15 protein-coding genes are annotated in these 16,493 nt (G+C 63.1%); 4 read left to right on the top strand and 11 right to left on the bottom strand.

Going from position 1 to position 16,493, the window contains the following annotated elements; translation table 11 throughout:
* Nucleotides 1–125 precede the first annotated feature (125 nt).
* From G8E10_RS16475 to G8E10_RS16460, 4 genes are read left to right on the top strand one after another with little or no spacing between them, the layout of a single operon-like run.
* Nucleotides 126–551, top strand: a complete 426-nt coding sequence (locus tag G8E10_RS16475) for a TadE/TadG family type IV pilus assembly protein (protein ID WP_110801323.1) — start codon at nucleotides 126–128, stop codon at nucleotides 549–551.
* Complete coding sequence (locus G8E10_RS16470; RefSeq protein WP_110801324.1) at nucleotides 551–2,287, top strand: pilus assembly protein TadG-related protein; 1,737 nt, start codon at nucleotides 551–553, stop codon at nucleotides 2,285–2,287. Before G8E10_RS16475 ends, G8E10_RS16470 begins: the two co-directional genes overlap by 1 nt.
* A 51-nt stretch (nucleotides 2,288–2,338) precedes the next feature.
* On the top strand, nucleotides 2,339–4,720 hold the full coding sequence (locus G8E10_RS16465; protein WP_110807751.1) for a bifunctional diguanylate cyclase/phosphodiesterase: 2,382 nt from the start codon (nucleotides 2,339–2,341) through the stop codon (nucleotides 4,718–4,720).
* Nucleotides 4,708–6,375: a methyl-accepting chemotaxis protein gene (locus tag G8E10_RS16460; RefSeq protein ID WP_110801326.1), complete on the top strand. Its 1,668-nt coding sequence runs from the start codon at nucleotides 4,708–4,710 to the stop codon at nucleotides 6,373–6,375. Before G8E10_RS16465 ends, G8E10_RS16460 begins: the two co-directional genes overlap by 13 nt.
* Before the next feature lie 22 nt (nucleotides 6,376–6,397).
* On the opposite strand, the gene G8E10_RS16455 is transcribed toward G8E10_RS16460, so the two are convergent.
* The 11 genes from G8E10_RS16455 to G8E10_RS16405 all read right to left on the bottom strand — a co-directional run bounded on the left by G8E10_RS16455 (nucleotide 6,398) and on the right by G8E10_RS16405 (nucleotide 16,490).
* The gene (locus tag G8E10_RS16455; protein ID WP_110801327.1) at nucleotides 6,398–7,711 is read right to left on the bottom strand and encodes a TRAP transporter large permease; all 1,314 of its coding nucleotides are present in this window, start codon (nucleotides 7,709–7,711) and stop codon (nucleotides 6,398–6,400) included.
* The gene (locus G8E10_RS16450; protein WP_110801328.1) at nucleotides 7,708–8,220 is read right to left on the bottom strand and encodes a TRAP transporter small permease; all 513 of its coding nucleotides are present in this window, start codon (nucleotides 8,218–8,220) and stop codon (nucleotides 7,708–7,710) included. Before G8E10_RS16450 ends, G8E10_RS16455 begins: the two co-directional genes overlap by 4 nt.
* Before the next feature lie 54 nt (nucleotides 8,221–8,274).
* On the bottom strand, nucleotides 8,275–9,249 hold the full coding sequence (locus G8E10_RS16445) for a C4-dicarboxylate TRAP transporter substrate-binding protein (RefSeq protein WP_110801329.1): 975 nt from the start codon (nucleotides 9,247–9,249) through the stop codon (nucleotides 8,275–8,277).
* A gap of 176 nt (nucleotides 9,250–9,425) precedes the next feature.
* Nucleotides 9,426–10,703: an L-fuconate dehydratase gene (locus G8E10_RS16440; protein WP_110801330.1), complete on the bottom strand. Its 1,278-nt coding sequence runs from the start codon at nucleotides 10,701–10,703 to the stop codon at nucleotides 9,426–9,428.
* Between the two features lie 30 nt (nucleotides 10,704–10,733).
* Nucleotides 10,734–11,579: a fumarylacetoacetate hydrolase family protein gene (locus tag G8E10_RS16435; protein ID WP_110801331.1), complete on the bottom strand. Its 846-nt coding sequence runs from the start codon at nucleotides 11,577–11,579 to the stop codon at nucleotides 10,734–10,736.
* 41 nt (nucleotides 11,580–11,620) lie between these two features.
* Nucleotides 11,621–12,355, bottom strand: a complete 735-nt coding sequence (locus G8E10_RS16430; protein WP_110801332.1) for an SDR family oxidoreductase — start codon at nucleotides 12,353–12,355, stop codon at nucleotides 11,621–11,623.
* A 10-nt stretch (nucleotides 12,356–12,365) separates the two neighbouring features.
* Nucleotides 12,366–12,815, bottom strand: a complete 450-nt coding sequence (locus G8E10_RS16425) for a MaoC/PaaZ C-terminal domain-containing protein (RefSeq protein ID WP_110801333.1) — start codon at nucleotides 12,813–12,815, stop codon at nucleotides 12,366–12,368.
* Nucleotides 12,816–12,819: 4 nt separating this feature from the next.
* Nucleotides 12,820–13,932: a Gfo/Idh/MocA family protein gene (locus G8E10_RS16420; RefSeq protein ID WP_110801334.1), complete on the bottom strand. Its 1,113-nt coding sequence runs from the start codon at nucleotides 13,930–13,932 to the stop codon at nucleotides 12,820–12,822.
* Complete coding sequence (locus G8E10_RS16415; RefSeq protein WP_110801335.1) at nucleotides 13,925–14,254, bottom strand: L-rhamnose mutarotase; 330 nt, start codon at nucleotides 14,252–14,254, stop codon at nucleotides 13,925–13,927. The genes G8E10_RS16420 and G8E10_RS16415 overlap by 8 nt, the downstream gene beginning before the upstream one ends.
* Nucleotides 14,255–14,263: 9 nt before the next feature.
* Nucleotides 14,264–15,379 (bottom strand): mandelate racemase/muconate lactonizing enzyme family protein, encoded by a 1,116-nt coding sequence (locus tag G8E10_RS16410; RefSeq protein ID WP_110801336.1) that lies wholly within the window; start codon nucleotides 15,377–15,379, stop codon nucleotides 14,264–14,266.
* Nucleotide 15,380: 1 nt separating this feature from the next.
* A complete protein-coding gene (locus G8E10_RS16405; protein ID WP_110801337.1) occupies nucleotides 15,381–16,490 on the bottom strand; it encodes an ABC transporter ATP-binding protein in 1,110 nt (369 codons plus the stop codon).
* Nucleotides 16,491–16,493 lie beyond the last annotated feature (3 nt).

Here is a 16,493-nt window from a genome sequence, read left to right as displayed (position 1 = left end):
AGATAGAAAGGCACCAAGCGTGTAAGGACCTTGGGAGGCGTATATTAACCTCTCGTTAAGTTTTTAAGTGCAACCTTACGGAGAACCAAGGGGTTTGGCTTTACAGAAAAACTAGAGGTCTCGTGATGTCGATCATGTCACGTTTTACGCGTGACGCCTCTGGCGTCGCCGCGATCGAGTTCGCTATCATAGCGCCGTTTTTTCTGGCCGTTATGTTCACGATGGTTGCTTGGGGCCTTTATCTCGGGGCGACCCATTCCGTCCAGCAGATCGCAGCCGACACGGCACGCGCTGCCATTGCCGGCCTCTCGGCAAGCGAGCGCAATGCCTTGGCGTCCGCTTATATCGGCGCGATGAAGCCGGGCGAGTTCGCTCTTATCAATCAGAAGAAGCTGAACGTCTTGGTTGAGGACGACAAGGTTCGCCCCAATCAGTTCACTGTCAAGCTCACCTATGATGCCAGCGATCTGCCGATCTGGAACCTGATGACATTCGCCCTGCCGGATAGCATCATTGCGCGCTCCGCAACGATCCGGATCGGGGGTGCGTAATGCCGGCCCCTCTCAACCGAAAGATGCAGGCTTTCCGGTCCCGTCGAGACGGCAACGTCGCCATCATGACGGCCCTCGTCCTGCCCGCCTGCATCAGCGTGCTCGCCATCGGCGTCGATTACGGCCACCTGACGCTGGAGCGCCGGGAGATGCAGGTTGCAGCGGATCTGACCGCCATCGCGGTCGCCTCCGATATGGCCCATGCGGAAGCGGCGGCCTTGTCGCATATCGAGAACAACCGTCTGAACCTCCTGCTGAAAACGCCACAGGGGTTGAAGACGCCGAGTGGTGTTGTCGTTCCGGAAGCAGCCATAGCGGGCACGACAGGTCGCGTGACCCTCGAAAAAGGCCGCTACGTCGCCAATGCCGCTCTGGACGCTGATCAGCGGTTCCAACCGGGTGTGGCACCGAGCGATGCCGTGCGCGTCACCGTCGAGCAGCCGGGAACGCTGTTCTTCGCCTCGATGTTCACCACCCCACCCCTCATGTCGGCCGTCGGCACGGCCGCCATGACCAAGACTGCCGCCTTCTCCATCGGATCGCGCCTCGCAAGCCTTGAAGGCGGACTGCTGAACGCGATTCTCGGCAAGATGCTCGGCACCACGCTCGATCTCAAAGCTGTCGATTACCGCGCTCTGGCCACGGCGGACCTCGACCTCTTCCAACTCACGCGCGGTCTTGCGTCCGACCTCAACCTGACAGCTGTGACCTATGACGAGATCCTCGCGACCGATATCACCGTGCCACAGCTTCTGACCGCGATTCTGCGTCACGGCGGTCTACCGTCCAGCACGACGACGCTCGTTTCGAAGATCCGGCAATCCCTGCCGGCAAGTGGCAAACGCCTGTCGCTCGCCCGGCTCATCGATCTCGGCAACAAGGGACATCTGCGCATTGATGCGCCTGCGGGGCTCGGCGTGAAGGTCGGCGTTCTTGATCTGCTGCAGTCGAGCGCGGCCCTTGCCAACGGCGCTGAGCTCGTCAAGGTCGATACGAAACTCGATCTCCCCGGGCTTGGCTCGGTCGATCTCGCACTGGCCATCGGTGAGCCACCGGTCGGTACACCGCTCCACCGCGTCGGCGAACCTGGGCAGGCCGTTCGCACCGCGCAGGTCCGCGTCGCCCTCGCCATCAAGATCGACGGCCTGGCGGACCTGCTCGGCATCAAGATCAGTCTTCCGCTTTATATTGAGGTCGCGCATGCTGAAGCGAAGCTTGCAGGCATCCAGTGTCATGGCGGCAAGCCAAGCAATGCGACCGTCACGATCGACACGGTTCCGGGCGTGGCGGAGGTGTCGATCGGCCAGGTCGATGCGGCAGCGTTGAAGAATTTCGGATCGTCACCGCGGGTGACGAAGGCAAAGCTGGTCGAGTCCGGCCTCCTCACGGTCGAGGGGCTGGCGTCCGTCGATGTCGGTAGCGCGCAGGTCAGGAAGCTGACGTTCACGCCGGGAGACATCGCGGTGGGAACGACGAAGAACGTCTCGTCGAGCGGTCTCCTGACGTCGCTGACCCAGTCCCTTCTGGCCAATCTCGAAGCGGAGATCCGTCTACCATTGCTCTCCCTGATGACGGACAAGGTGGTGCAGGCCGCGCTGGCAAAGACGCTGGGCGCCGTTACGCCCAGCATCGATGCGCTTCTCGAACGGATTCTCGCCGTTGCCGGCGTCCGCATCGGCGAAGCGGATGTCCGTGTCACCCAAGTCGACTGCGCAAACCCCGTGCTCGTTCAATAACCCGGGGCAAGACCCAAGACGTTCTGAGTTCGACCAAGGAAACCGGTGCACATGTTCACTGTCCTCGAATGCGTCACGGATCGGCACGACCGGTCGATCACCGTCATCTCCGGTCTGATCGCGCTTCTTGGCATGCTCGCCTTCCACCACCTGCTCCTGCGCGCGGAAGAGAGCACCGCCAGCCGACGCCGAAACTGGCGACTGGTTGCGGCCTTTTCGGCCGGCCTCAGCGTCTGGGCCACGCATTTCGTTGCCATGCTGGCCTATGAGGGAACGGTCGCGCTGCGATTCGACCTGATGTTCACGACGCTCTCCGCCGCCATTGCCGTCGTCGGCTTCTGGCTGGCCATCCGGCAAGGCTTTCTCGGCGCCGGCTCCATGGTCGCCTCCGCCGGGCTTATCACCCTCACCGTTGCCGCCATGCATTTCGTCGGCATGGCAGGACTTCGCGCAGAAGCGAATCTCGACTTCGACTGGGGGCCGATTGTCGTTGGCGCCGTCGTTGCGTTCGCGCTGTTTATCCTGTCGCTTGTGCTCTTCTCCCGTCTGCGCGGTCTTTTCCGGATCGCGGCCCCTGCGATCTGCGCAGTCCTCGGCGTTTGCACGCTGCATTTCGTCACGATGTCGGCAACGATCATCACGCCCGACCCATCCCTGCCGGCCGTCGTCATCGACATGGCGGACAATGTCTGGCTGACGAGCGCCATCACGGGCGTCACGCTGCTGATCCTCGTCTCCTCCGCCATCGGCGTCATCATCGACCGGCATCTCGTCGACCTCAAAGGCTTTGCCAACTCCACGCTCGATGGCCTCGCTGTCGTGCGCGACGGCGTCATCCTTGAGGTCAACGCCAAGTTCTCGGCGCTGCTCGATCGCGAAGACGGCGAGCTCATCGGCCGGCGCGCGGATCAGTTTCTGGTCGCGATCGATGGTCAGTCGATCGACCAGCCGCGCCGGTCGGCCGTCGAGGCATCGCCACGCACGGGCGATCATGCCCGCATCTTCGAAGTCGCCGTGCACACCATCGAATATGGTGGCCGCCCTTCGGAGGTCATCGCGGTTCGCGACCTGACCGAGCGGCGCGCCGTGCAGAAGAAGGTGGAATACCTCGCGCGCCACGACATGCTGACCGGCCTCACGAACCGCTCGATCTTCCAGGAAAGCCTCCAGCTGCAGCTGGAGCGTGGCGCGCTGACGGGCAAGCCCTTCGCGCTGCTCGCGCTTGATCTTGATCGGTTCAAGGCGGTGAACGATCTCTTCGGACATGCGGAGGGCGACCGAGTGTTGCGCGACGTTGCCGGAATCCTGCGCGCCAGCTGCCGCGGCGGCGACACGGTGGCGCGGATCGGCGGCGACGAGTTCGTCATCCTGACGGCGGAGGGCGTCGATACGGACGGCGCCGGGGCCCTGGCCGCACGTATTCGCACCACCTTCCGCGAGCGCATGAACATCTCGCTCGATCCGACCGCGGTCGGCGTCAGCATCGGCATCGCCGTTTTTCCGAAGGATGGCGCCGACGCTGACGCGCTGACGCAGGCTGCCGACGTTGCACTCTACCGGGCGAAAGCAAGCGGCCGCGGCATGCACGCCTTCTACGATCTCGCCATGGACCAGGAACGGCGCGACAGGCGACAGCTCGAAAGCGATCTGCGTCAGGCGATTTCGCGCAACGAACTGCACCTCCTGTTCCAGCCGATACAGTCGATCGATGAAGCCGCCATTCTCGGATATGAGGCGCTGCTTCGCTGGACCCATCCGGTGCGCGGCAATGTGCCGCCGGACGTTTTCATTCCGATTGCGGAGGAAAGCGGCATCATCCTGTCGATTGGCGAATGGGTGCTGCGCGAGGCCTGCCGGCAGGCTGCCGGCTGGGATCCAGCACTGAAAGTCGCGGTCAACATGTCGGCCGTCCAGTTCCGCCTTCCCAACCTTGCAGGCGCCATCGCCAGCGTCCTCGATGCGACGGGTCTTCCGCCCGCGCGGTTGGAACTCGAAATCACCGAAACGGCGCTGCTGAAGGATCGTGTCGTAACGCTCGATATCCTGCGGCAGATCAAGGCACTCGGCGTGAAGGTCGTCATGGACGACTTCGGCACGGGCTACTCGTCGCTGAGCAACCTCCAGTCCTTCCCCTTCGACGGGCTGAAGATCGACCGCAGCTTCATCGCCGGGATGGATCACGACGCCAATGCGCGCGCCATCGTCCGCGCGGTTGTCAGCCTCGGCCGCAGTCTCAATCTTCCGGTCACCGCGGAGGGCATCGAGACGCAAGCTCAGTACCGTATGATCGTCGACGAAGGTTGCGCACATGCACAGGGCTATCTGTTCGGCAAGCCGGACACGGGGCCGGAAACATTCATCGGCGTGCGGGAGCATCGCGTCGAACTGAAGAAAACGAAGCCAAGAAAAGAGCGGGACACATGTTTGGATTGAACAAAGGCGCGGGACGGGGATCCGACATTTCGGATGCGCTTTCCAAATCGCAGGCGATCATCGAATTCGACCTCGAAGGCAACATCCTGAGCGCGAACGAGAATTTCTGCCAGGCTCTCGGCTACACGATCGAAGAGATCGTCGGGAAGCATCACAGTCTCTTTTGCGACCCCCAGACGGTCGCATCTGCGGACTATACCGCGTTCTGGAAGCGGCTGGCGGCAGGCACGTTCGATGCCGGCGCCTACAAGCGAATCGGCAAGGGTGGGCGCGAAATCTGGATCCAGGCGACCTACAATCCGGTGATGAAGGGCGGCAAGCCTTACAAGGTGGTGAAACTCGCGGCCGATATCACGGCTGCGAGGGAGAAGGCGATCGAGGATGCCGGAAAACTGGAGGCCATTTCCCGCTCGCAGGCGGTCATCGAATTTTACCCGACCGGCGAAATCATCACGGCGAACGATAATTTCTGCAAGACGCTGGGATATGCGCTGAGCGAAATCACCGGGCGGCATCACAGCCTGTTCTGCCGCAAAGACTATGCCGCAACGCCGGAATACAAGGCTTTCTGGGCACGGCTGGCGGGCGGCGAGTTCATCGCCAACGAGTTCGTGCGCGTCGGCAAAGGGGGCAAGGAGGTCTGGATCCAGGCCGCCTACAACCCGATCCTCGATTCCAGCGGCAAGGTTTGCAAGGTGGTGAAGTTCGCAACCGACGTGACCGAGCGCATGAGCGCCATCGCCGAGATCGGCACGGTCATGAAGGCAATGTCGAACGGCGATCTTACCGCGACCCTCGACCGGCCTTTCGTCCCCTCGATGGAAGAGCTGCGGCACCACTTCAACGCGACGCTGGCGCAGCTGCGCAGTACGATGGAGAATATCGGCATCAGCGTGGCGGCCATCGCCGACGGCTCCCGCGAAATCAGCCAGAACGCCGGGAGCCTGTCGCGCCGCACGGAGCAGAATGCGGCGAGCCTGGAAGAGACCGCAGCAGCGCTCGAGGAGATCACCACCACCGTCAACGATACCAGTGCCCGCGCGCAGGAGGCCGGGAGCCTCGTGAATGAGACTCGCAGCGGCGCCGAGCGGTCGGGAGCCGTGGTCGAGCGTGCCGTATCCGCCATGGCCGAGATCGCGGCATCGTCGCAATCGATCACCGGCATCATCGGCGTCATCGACGAGATCGCGTTTCAGACGAACCTGCTTGCGCTCAATGCCGGCATTGAAGCCGCACGCGCCGGAGACGCGGGCCGCGGCTTTGCGGTCGTCGCGCAGGAGGTCCGGGAGCTGGCACAGCGTTCGGCGCAGGCCGCCAAGGAGATCGGCGCCCTGATCGCCGCCTCGAACGGGATTGTGCGCAACGGCGTGGACCTCGTGGGCGAAACCGGGCGCGCATTGGAGGACATCGTCGGCAAGGTCACCCGGATCGACGTCAACATCGCGGCGATCGTTCAGGCCGGACGCGAGCAGGCCGTCGGTCTTCGTGAGATCAACATCGCAGTCAACGCCATGGATCAGGCAACCCAGCAGAATGCGGCGATGGCCGAGGAGAGCACGGCTGCGAGCGTGGAACTGGCCGCGCAGACGACCGCCCTGCGGCAGCTCCTCTCCGCCTTCACCTATCGCGAGACACGATTGCGCATCGTCGCCTGACGCAAGATGCCGGGATGAGACGCTACTGTACGGCCGCAGTTCCATAGATCAGGTTCGGCAGCCACAGCGATAGTTGCGGGAAGATACTGAGGATGCTGAGCAGCACCATCATCATGGCGAGGTACGGCAGAACTTCCCGCGCATAGGCCATCATCGGCACCTTCATCACCATGGACGAGATATACATCAGCCCGCCGACCGGCGGGGTAATGCCGGCGATGGTGAGGTTGGTGATGAAGATGATGCCGAAATGGACGCGGTCGATATGGACGCCGTCGATGATCGGGATCAGCATCGGTGTCAGAATGATGAGCGCCGCCGAGCCCTCAATCGCCGTGCCGATGACGAGCAGCATGACGTTGATGAGCAGCAGCATGACGAGCGGGTTGCTGGTCGCACCGCCCAGCCAACCCGACATGGCCTGCGGCACCTGCTCCCAGGCGAGATAGAAGCCGAAGGCGGCGGCCGCGCAGATCATCACCATGACGACCGCGGAGTCGCGCACGGCTTCTGCCAGCACTTCGGGGATCTGGCGCACGGTGAATTCGCGGTAGCCGAAGATCGCGACGAAGAGGACGTAGACGACCACTACGGCGCCGGCTTCCGTCGTCGTGAACAGGCCGTAACGCGTCCCCACGAAGATGACGACGGGAATGGAGAGTGCCCACAGCCCGTCGACGAGGGCGGTGCGCATTTCCGCGCCGGTTGCACGCCTGTCGCGAAGCGAGCGATAGCCGCGCTTGCGGGCGATGAAGTGCGTTGTGATCATGAGGCCAAGCGCCAGCACGAGACCGGGCACGACGCCGGCCGCAAACAGCCGGCCGATCGATGTTTCTGCCAAAAAGCCATAGACGATGAGGCCGATCGACGGCGGGATGAGGCTGGTGATGATGGCAGCGGACGAGGTGATGACAGCGGCGAACGCCCGGCTGTAGCCACGTTCGGCCATCTGGATGCCGAGCGTCTTCGCCAGCATCGCCGCATCCGCATTGGCCGACGCGGTGAGGCCGCCGAGCAGCGTGGCGAGCACGGTGCACATCTGTGCGAGCGCGCCGGTCATGTGCCCGACCAGCACGTCGGCGAGCGTCAGAAGCCGCCGCGTGATGCCGGACGCGTTCATGATGCAGCCGGCAAGCACGAAAAGCGGCAGCGCCAGCAGGGACACGGACTGACTGCCTTCCGCCATTTCCTGCGCGAAATTGGACAGGGGAATCATGTCCATGTTCAGGAAGAAGAAGGTGAGCGCACCGATGGCCAGAGCCCAGGTGATCGGCGTCGACAAAAGGAACAGGAGAACGACGACGAGCGAGGGGCCGGCCAAGTGGAAGAATGTCATATGATCGAATCCACGATGCGATGCGTGCGCGGGCGCCAGGGCCGCTCGACGATGAGGTGCTGCACCAGCATGCCGGCGGAAGCGATCGCCAGCGGCGCATAGGCAATGCTGCGGGACAGGTCGAGCGCGATGGTGTGCACATTGCGCGAGGTCCAGGCCTGCCAGAAGAAGAGGCCGGTCATCAGGACGAAGAAGACGGTCAGGAGCACATAGTTGAACCAGCGAACCCCGTCCTGCCAGCGTTCCGGCAGGGCCCCGACCAGGACGTCGATGGCGGCATGCGTGCCGAGACGCACGCCGGCAATCGCTCCGAAGAAGACGAGGTAGGAGAAGGCGAGGATCGCGAGTTCGTAGGTCCAGGCTGCCGGCTGCGGAAAGATGTAGCGGCTGACGATGCCCCAGAGGATGGAGACGACGATGACCAGCAGGGCAAGGACGCCCACGGCCTCATCGAGACGGCGAAGGCTCCAGAGCGGCGGCTCGGTCGAGGTTTCGGCTGAAATGTCCATGAATGCTCCCGGCAAGGGAAAGCCCGGCCTCGTACCCGGCCGGGCCTTCACCTTTTATTGCATGACGGCCTGAATGCGCTCGAACATGCCCGGCGTCAGGTTCGGCACCTTGCCATAGGCGGATTTCGAGGCCGCGACGAACGCGGGAACGTCCACGTCCGAAACGATCTCGACACCGCTGTCGGCCAGTTGCTTGGCATAGCCGTCGTCGGTCTCGATCGTCATTTTCGTCAGGTCGACAGCGATCTTCTGGCCTTCTTCCGTCAGCACCTTCTGCAGGTCTTCCGGCAGGCTGTTGTAGAAGCTGGCCGAGGCGACCCAGGCCGTGAACATCACCTGATGGCCGGTCTTGGAGATGACCTTGCGCGTCTCGTTCAGCTTCGAGCCGGCAATGGAGCCGAACGGCCCTTCGGCGGCATCGACCACGCCCGTCTGCAGCGCATTGTAGACATCGCCCCAGGGAAGCTCCGTCGGGCGGGCACCATAGGTGGCGAAGGTCGCCATCATGATCGGCGAAGAGGGAACGCGCACAGTGACGCCGGCGAGATCGGCGGGCGTGCGGACCGCCTTGTTGGCAATGATATGCCGGTAGCCGAACAGGCCATTCGGCATGATGATCTTGAGGCCCTTGGCCTCGAGCTTCGCCGAGAGCTCCTTGAAGACGTCGGAGGCAAACAGCTTGTCGCTCGCCTCAATGCTCGGGTAAACGTAGGGGCCGGCGAGGATCGACATATCCGGCTCGAACTGACCGAGCTGGCCGTAATCGGTGGCGCTGAGCAGGCTCGCACCGCTCATAACCATCTCGTTGACCTTCTTCTGCGCGCCGAGCTGGTCGCCCGTCATCACGGTGATGGCAATGCGGCCACCCGAGCGTTCGCCGACGCGTTCGGCATAGAGCTTCATCGCCTTGACGATCGGTTCGTTCGGATTGACCTGCGATGTGGAGAATCGCAGGCTGTAATCCTGCGCCTGCGCGACACCACAAAAGGATAGCGCCGCCAGTGCGGACGCTACGAGTATGCTCTTCATGAGACCCTCCACTGCCCGGGCTCCTCCCCTGGCATCATTCATATACGAATACATCTATTATGAAAGAATAGCCATGCTTGGTCAAGATGTAAGTGCCGGCCTTATCTCTGGACACGAAAAAGCCGGACTGCGAACAGCCCGGCTTCCGTGAAACTCAGCAATCCATTGGGCTGGTATCAGCCCTTGAAGGTATAATCCGCGATCGACTGCGCCTTCATCTCGATCGAGAATCCCGGGCGGGTCGGCGGCATGTAGGCCGCGTTCTCGATGATGCAGGGTTCGAGGAAATGCTCGTGCAAATGATCGACATATTCGATGACGCGATCCGTCTTCGTGCCGGAAACGGCGATGTAGTCGATCATCGAGAGATGCTGCACATATTCGCAAAGCCCGACGCCGCCGGCATGCGGCCAGACCGGCAGCTGGTATTTCGCGGCGACGAGAAGCACCGCGAGAACCTCGTTCAGCCCGCCCATGCGGCAGCTGTCGATCTGCACGATATCGATCGCGCCTTCGGCGATGAACTGCTTGAACATGATGCGGTTCTGGCACATCTCGCCGGTCGCGACCTTGACCGGCGAAATCGCCTGCCGGATCTTGCGGTGGCCGGCAACATCGTCAGGGCTCGTCGGCTCTTCGATGAAGAACGGCTTGCAGAAGGCAAGCTGCTTCACCCAGTCGATAGCTTCGCCGACTTCCCAGACCTGGTTGGCGTCGATCATCAGATAGCGATCGGGGCCGATGACCTCACGGGCGATCGTCAGGCGACGGATGTCGTCTTCGAGATCGCGCCCGACCTTCATCTTGACGTGGTTGAACCCCTCGTCGATCGCTTCCTGGCAGAGCCGGCGCAGTTTCTCATCGTCATAGCCGAGCCAGCCCGCGGACGTGGTGTAGCAGGTGTAGCCCTCCGCCCGCAGCACCGCCATGCGCTCGGCCTTGCCGGGCTCGGCGCGCTTCAGAATGTCGATCGCCTCGTCGCGGGTCAGCACGTCGGTCAGGTAGCGATAATCGACGATGTCTGCGATCTGCTCGGGCGACATCTCGCTGACCATCTGCCAGACCGGCTTGCCCGCCTGCTTGGCGAGCAGGTCCCACACCGCGTTGACGACCGCGCCGGTCGCCAGATGCATCGCGCCCTTTTCCGGCCCGATCCAGCGCAGCTGGCTATCGCTCGTCAGGTGCCGCCAGTAGCGGCCGGGATTTTCGAGCACCGTGGAAAGCTCGGTTCCGACAACGAGATGCCGCATCGCCTTGATGGCCATGCAGCAGATCTCGTTGCCGCGACCGATGGTGAACGTCAGGCCATGACCCGCAAGACCGGGCGTGTCCGTGTCGAGAATGACATAGGCTGCCGAGTAATCCGGATCGGGATTCATGGCATCCGAACCATCGAGGCTCTGGGACGTCGGAAAGCGCAGGTCGAACACGCGCAGGTCTGTAATGCGGGTCATGGGGGCTCCGGAGAGAGGTAAGATCAAGGATCAGGCGTCGGCGCGGGCGGTCTGGCGCTGCGAACCGAGACCATCGATCCCCAGTTCGATGACGTCGCCGGGTTTGAGGTAGCGCGGCGGCTTCATGCCCATGCCGACACCCGGAGGCGTGCCCGTGGAAATGATGTCGCCCGGCTGGAGCGACATGAACTGCGAGAGGTAGGAAACGAGATAGGCCACGCCGTAGACCATGGTCTTGGTGGTGCCGTCCTGCATGGTTTCGCCATTGACCTTTAGCCAGAGGCGCAGGTCCTGCGGATCGGGAACCTCGTCCTTCGTCACCAGCCATGGACCGGTCGGCCCGAACGTGTCGCAGGACTTGCCCTTGGTCCACTGGCCCGAGCGTTCCGTCTGGAAGGCACGTTCGCTGACGTCGTGGATCGTGCAATAGCCGGCGACATAGTCAAGCGCTTCGGCCTCGCTCACATATTTCGCCTTGCGGCCGATGACGATGCCGAGTTCGACTTCCCAGTCGGTCTTCTCGGAGCCGCGCGGGATGAGGAGGTCGTCGTTCGGGCCCGAAATAGCCGATGTCGCCTTCATGAAGATGATCGGCTCCGGCGGCACGGTCGCGCCCGTTTCGGCGGCGTGGTCGGAATAGTTGAGGCCGATGCAGATGAACTTGCCCGTGCCGGCGACGCAGGCGCCGAGGCGCTCGTCTGAGGATACCAGCGGCAGCGAGGCCGGATCGACGGAGGCAAGCTTTGCCAGCGCATCGGGATCGATGGACGCGCCGGAGAGATCGGAGATGTGACCGGAAAGGTCGCGAATAGCACCGGTCGCGTCGACAAGACCGGGCTTCTCGGCGCCCTGCGCACCGTAACGAACGAATTTCATGGCAGTATCCTTGCGGTTTCAGTGAAGAGGCGAGCAGCCGATCAGATCGACCAGCCACCGTCGATGGCATAGGCTTGGCCCGTGGTGTAGGTGGCGCCGGCAAGATGGACGGCGAGATCGGCGATTTCTTCCGCCGTTCCAAGCCGGCCCATCGGCTGGCGGGCGATGAAGGCGGCGCGCGCCGTCTCGTAGTCGCCCTGGGCGCGCATGCGCCCTTCGAGCGAGGGGCTCTCGACCGTGCCGGGGCAAATCGCGTTGCATCGGATGCCGGCAGCAACGTAATCGGCCGCGACCGCCTTGGTGAGGCCGATGACGGCAGCCTTGGTCGTGCCATAGGCGAAGCGGTTCGGCACGCCCTTGATGCTGGAAGCGACGGAGGCCATGTTGATGATGGCGCCGTCCTTGCGCGCGATCATACCGGGCAGCACCGCGCGAATGGTGCGGATCATCGCCTTGACGTTGAGGTCGAAGGCGAATTCCAGGTCCTTGTCGGCCATCTCAAGGATCGAGCCGGAGTGGACGACGCCGGCGCAATTGAAGAGGACATCCACCGCGCCGACCTCCTCGACCAGCGCCGTCACGGCGGCGGCGTCGAGAACATCGAGCTTGTGCGTCAGGATACCGGGTTCGCCTGCGATCTCGGAGAGAATGTCGAGGTTGATGTCGGTTGCGTGCACGGTGGCACCCGCCTTGGCGAAGGCGAGCGCCGTTGCGCGCCCGATCCCCTGGGCCGCCGCGGTGATCAGCACCGTCTTGCCCGTCATTGTCGTCGTCATGGTTCCGTCCTCACTTCTGTTTTCGTTCGACGAGCAGAATGTGGTCTGCCGCCAGCACGACCTCGTCACGCTGGTTCAGCACCTCGCACCGCTCGATCACCCGGCCCCTGTCCGCGCGCTTGGGATCATCCTCCTTGGCGGAGATCGTCACCCGCGTCCTGATCGTATCGCCGATATGAACCGGGCGCACGAATCTCAACCTATCGTAACCGTAGGAAAAGGCGACAGGATTGATGAGCGATGCGGTCATTCCGATGCCGATCGAGAAGATCATGGTGCCGTGCGCAATCCGCTGCCCGCCGGGCAAGGTCTTTGCAAATTCGCTGTCCATGTGGTGCGGAAAGAAATCGCCCGTATGACCTGAATGGACGACGAAATCCGTCTCCGTCATCGTTCGCCCCGTCGTCAGCCGCTGGTGACCGAGGTCGTAGTCTTCGAAATAGAGCGTCTGCTCGATCATCTCATCATGTCTCCGGCAGCGCGCGCACAGGCGTCGCGGGCTGCGCGCTGGATTGATAGGCAGCTTCGACCAGGGCCATGGTCCGCCAGGCGTCGTCCACGGCACCGACGAGCGTCTCGTCCTCGCCACTCGCGAAGCGTTGGAGGTTTGCCATCCGGCCGATGAAGGCGTCGGGAAACCATGTGCCTTCGAGCGGGATCTCGACCCAGCCATCGCCGCCTTCGGGGTGGATCCAGAGCTCGTCCGGCTCACCCTCGGGATAGTCGAGATTGACCCCGAGCTTCACGGTGGCCGCCCCTTTGGTGCCGCAGATGCGAAATTCGCAGGCCTGGAATTTTCGCCCGAAATCATGGTCGTGATTGATCGACAGCGCGCAACGCACGCTGTCGCCATAGTCGAGGATCGCGCTCGTTCGTGTCTGCGCGACATCGTGGTTGGGGTGTCCAATGGTCTTCGCATGGACGCCTTGGGGATCGCCCAGCAGACTGCGGACCAGATCGAGATAGTGGATCGAGTGCATCGCGATCTCGATGCGCGGCAGCCCTTTGAGGAAGGGCCATAGTCCCCAGGGCGTCGCCAGCGCCAGATGGGCATCGAAATCGACGACATCGCCGAGCAGCCCGCGCCGGATGGCATCCTTGAGCGCCAGCATCATCGGCGCGAAGCGAAGCTGGAAGTTCACGGCAGCATGAAGCTTGCGCTTCCGGCAAAGGTCGAGGATCTCGGTCGCCGCATCGAGATCCGCACCCATCGGCTTCTGGATCAGGGCGTAAGAACCTTCCGGAATTGCCGAAAGAATGCGCGCATGCGCCGCGGGCGGCGTCGCCAGATCGAAGATTGCGCCTTCGACCGCAGCGGCGTCTTCAACGGAGGCGTAGGCTTCCACACCCCAGCGGGCGGCCGTCTCACGCGCCTTTTCCAAGTCCGGATCGTAAAGCCCGGCAACCGGAAAACCGGCCTTCCTATAGGCGGGAAAATGCGCGTCGCTGACGATGCTGCCGGCACCGAAGATGACGATCGGACGCGGGCGGCTCGGCTTCGGCCACCATTGTTGCAGGCTCGCGGGATCGAAATGCGCGTTGCCTTCGCGAGTGCCAGTCAAGCGGGTTTCAGTCATGATGGAAAACCTCCTCCATCATGGCCCACCACTCACCTTCTTTCCGCGTCTCGAGCGGCTTCTGGCAGGGCATGCACACGGCCCACCATTCCCCATTGCGCGGGTCGGCCGCCATCTTCGCCATATCCGCCGCGAAATCGTTGCCGATATAGGTCCAGGTCCCGAACAGCAGGTTCTCCGGCTCCTTGAGGAAGATCGTATACTCAGTAATATTGCACGCCGAGATCAACGCCAGGATCTCCGGCCACACCGCCGCATGCAGCGCCTTGTATTCCGCGACCTTGTCCGGCTGCAGGCCGATGACCATTCCCATCCGTTGCATCGCGACCTCCTATTGCGCCGTGATATCGCGCGTGAACTCGGAAACGCTCTGCGCCTTGACCGCCTCCCAGTCCCAGGCGATGCCGAGGCCCGGCTCGCTTGGCGCCATCGCTCGGCCGTCACGGATCTCCATGCCCTTGGTCGTCAGGTCGTCGAGCTGCGGGATGTACTCGACATAGCGCCCGTTCGGCACGGCGCAGACGAGGCTGACATGCAGCTCCATCAGGAAGTGCGGGCAGACCGGGATGTCGAAGGCCTCGGCGGCATGCGCGACCTTCAGCCACGGCGTGATGCCACCGATGCGGGCGACATCCACCTGCACGATCGAGCAGGCGCCCTTCTGCATATATTCGCGGAAATGGCGGATGGAATAGATGGATTCGCCGACCGCGATCGGCGTCGCCGTCGAGCGCGTCAGGCGGATATGCCCGTCGAGATCGTCGGCCGGCAGCGGTTCCTCGATCCAGGCAAGGTCGAGCTCCCTGAGCCGCTCGGCACGCCGTATGGCTTCATCTACCGTAAAGCCCTGATTGCAGTCCGTCATGATCTCGAAGCCATCGCCAAGTGCCTTGCGCATTGCCGAAAGGCGGGCGACGTCCTCGGAACCATGCGGCTTGCCGATCTTCACCTTCGAGCCGGCAAAGCCCTTTTCCTTCGCCTGCAGCGCATCGTCCACGAGCGCGCCAGCCTCGATATGCAGCCAGCCGCCTTCGGTGGTGTAGAGTGGGCAGCTTTCGCGTGCGCCGCCGGCAAGCTTCCAGAGGGGCAGGTTCTGCTTGCGCGCGCGCAGATCCCAAAGCGCGGTATCGATCGCTGCCAGCGCCAGCGCGCTGATGGCGCCGATGGTGGTGGCGTGGGTGTGGAATTCGAGTTTGTGCCAGATCGCCTCGATCCGGTCCGCGTCCTCGCCGATGAGAACCGGTGCAAGATGATCGGCCAGCAGCCGCATGACGGAGGAGCCACCGGTGCCGATCGTGTAGGAATAGCCGGTGCCGGTCGCGCCATCGCTGTCGGTGATGGTGACGATGGGTGTTTCCTGGCTGACAAAGCTCTGGATCGCATCCGTCCGCTTCACCTTCGGCTTCAGGTCCACCATGCGCAGTTCGATCCGCTCGATCCGGGCCATGTCAGATCTCCCGGGCTGCGGCCAGGCTGCGCCCGGTCTCGGCCGAGAACATATGCGCCTGCGAGAAATCGAAGCTCATGGCGATCCGTTCGCCGGATTTGAGCGTCCGGGGATTGAGCATGCGCGACACCCATTCGCGTCCCGCGAACTCCACGAAGACGAGCGTTTCGTTGCCGAGCGGCTCGGTGATCGAGACCGGCAGGGTCACCTCATGGACAGTGCCGTCGCTTCCGGAACTCAGGCCATGACCGCTCGGGAAAATATCGTCCGGGCGCAGGCCGAAGACCACCTTTTCGCCCTCCGTCACCCGGTCCGCAAACTGGCGCGGAAGCGGAAGGCTATCACCGTTTGCGAAGACGAGCTGGCCGGACGCGACACGCGCCTCCTCCATGTTCATCGGCGGCGAGCCGATGAAGCCGGCGACGAAGCGGCTGGCCGGTCGCTTGAACACTTCGTCGGGCGTCCCGACCTGCTCGATGTAGCCGTCGCGCATGATGACGATCCGGTCGGCGAGCGTCATCGCCTCCACCTGATCGTGCGTCACATAGATGACGGTGGACTGTACCTTGGCATGCAGCTTCTTGATTTCGGTGCGCATCTGCGTGCGCAGCTTGGCGTCGAGGTTGGAAAGCGGCTCGTCGAACAGGAAGACTTCGGGATGCCGGACGATGGCGCGACCCATGGCGACGCGCTGACGCTGGCCACCGGAAAGCTGTGCCGGCCGCCGCTCCATCAGCGCGTCCAGACCGAGAATCGCAGCGGCCTCGTTGACCTGCCGGTCGATCTCGCTCTGCGGCTGCTTGGCGATCTTGAGCGAAAAGCCCATGTTCTCGCGCACCGTCATATGCGGGTAGAGCGCATAGGACTGGAACACCATCGAGATGTTGCGGTCGCGCGGCGGCAGGTCGTTGACGACGATGCCCCCGATCTCGACAGCACCGTCCGACACGCTTTCGAGGCCCGCGATCATGCGCAGCGTCGTCGACTTGCCGCAGCCGGAGGGGCCGACGAGCGCGACGAACTCGCCGTCCGCAACATCGAGATCGATGCCGTGGACGACCTGCAGGGCGCCGTAGGATTTGACCAGTTTCTTGAGAGAGACCTGAGCCATGCA

Source organism: Ferranicluibacter rubi (assembly GCF_011603255.1).
GTDB lineage: Bacteria > Pseudomonadota > Alphaproteobacteria > Rhizobiales > Rhizobiaceae > Ferranicluibacter > Ferranicluibacter rubi.
Note: the sequence above shows the minus strand (reverse complement) of the source record. Positions and strands in the feature narration are given on the sequence as shown.

Excerpts from the sequence above, each read along its gene's own strand:
- G8E10_RS16460 (WP_110801326.1), top strand. The coding sequence starts at position 4,708 with ATGTTTGGATTGAACAAAGGCGCGGGACGGGGATCCGACATTTCGGAT.
- G8E10_RS16420 (WP_110801334.1), bottom strand. The coding sequence starts at position 13,932 with ATGACTGAAACCCGCTTGACTGGCACTCGCGAAGGCAACGCGCATTTC.
- G8E10_RS16470 (WP_110801324.1), top strand. The coding sequence starts at position 551 with ATGCCGGCCCCTCTCAACCGAAAGATGCAGGCTTTCCGGTCCCGTCGA.
- G8E10_RS16445 (WP_110801329.1), bottom strand. The coding sequence starts at position 9,249 with ATGAAGAGCATACTCGTAGCGTCCGCACTGGCGGCGCTATCCTTTTGT.
- G8E10_RS16435 (WP_110801331.1), bottom strand. The coding sequence starts at position 11,579 with ATGAAATTCGTTCGTTACGGTGCGCAGGGCGCCGAGAAGCCCGGTCTT.
- G8E10_RS16465 (WP_110807751.1), top strand. The coding sequence starts at position 2,339 with ATGTTCACTGTCCTCGAATGCGTCACGGATCGGCACGACCGGTCGATC.
- G8E10_RS16455 (WP_110801327.1), bottom strand. The coding sequence starts at position 7,711 with ATGACATTCTTCCACTTGGCCGGCCCCTCGCTCGTCGTCGTTCTCCTG.
- G8E10_RS16430 (WP_110801332.1), bottom strand. The coding sequence starts at position 12,355 with ATGACGACGACAATGACGGGCAAGACGGTGCTGATCACCGCGGCGGCC.
- G8E10_RS16415 (WP_110801335.1), bottom strand. The coding sequence starts at position 14,254 with ATGCAACGGATGGGAATGGTCATCGGCCTGCAGCCGGACAAGGTCGCG.
- G8E10_RS16475 (WP_110801323.1), top strand. The coding sequence starts at position 126 with ATGTCGATCATGTCACGTTTTACGCGTGACGCCTCTGGCGTCGCCGCG.
- G8E10_RS16425 (WP_110801333.1), bottom strand. The coding sequence starts at position 12,815 with ATGATCGAGCAGACGCTCTATTTCGAAGACTACGACCTCGGTCACCAG.
- G8E10_RS16440 (WP_110801330.1), bottom strand. The coding sequence starts at position 10,703 with ATGACCCGCATTACAGACCTGCGCGTGTTCGACCTGCGCTTTCCGACG.
- G8E10_RS16405 (WP_110801337.1), bottom strand. The coding sequence starts at position 16,490 with ATGGCTCAGGTCTCTCTCAAGAAACTGGTCAAATCCTACGGCGCCCTG.
- G8E10_RS16450 (WP_110801328.1), bottom strand. The coding sequence starts at position 8,220 with ATGGACATTTCAGCCGAAACCTCGACCGAGCCGCCGCTCTGGAGCCTT.
- G8E10_RS16410 (WP_110801336.1), bottom strand. The coding sequence starts at position 15,379 with ATGGCCCGGATCGAGCGGATCGAACTGCGCATGGTGGACCTGAAGCCG.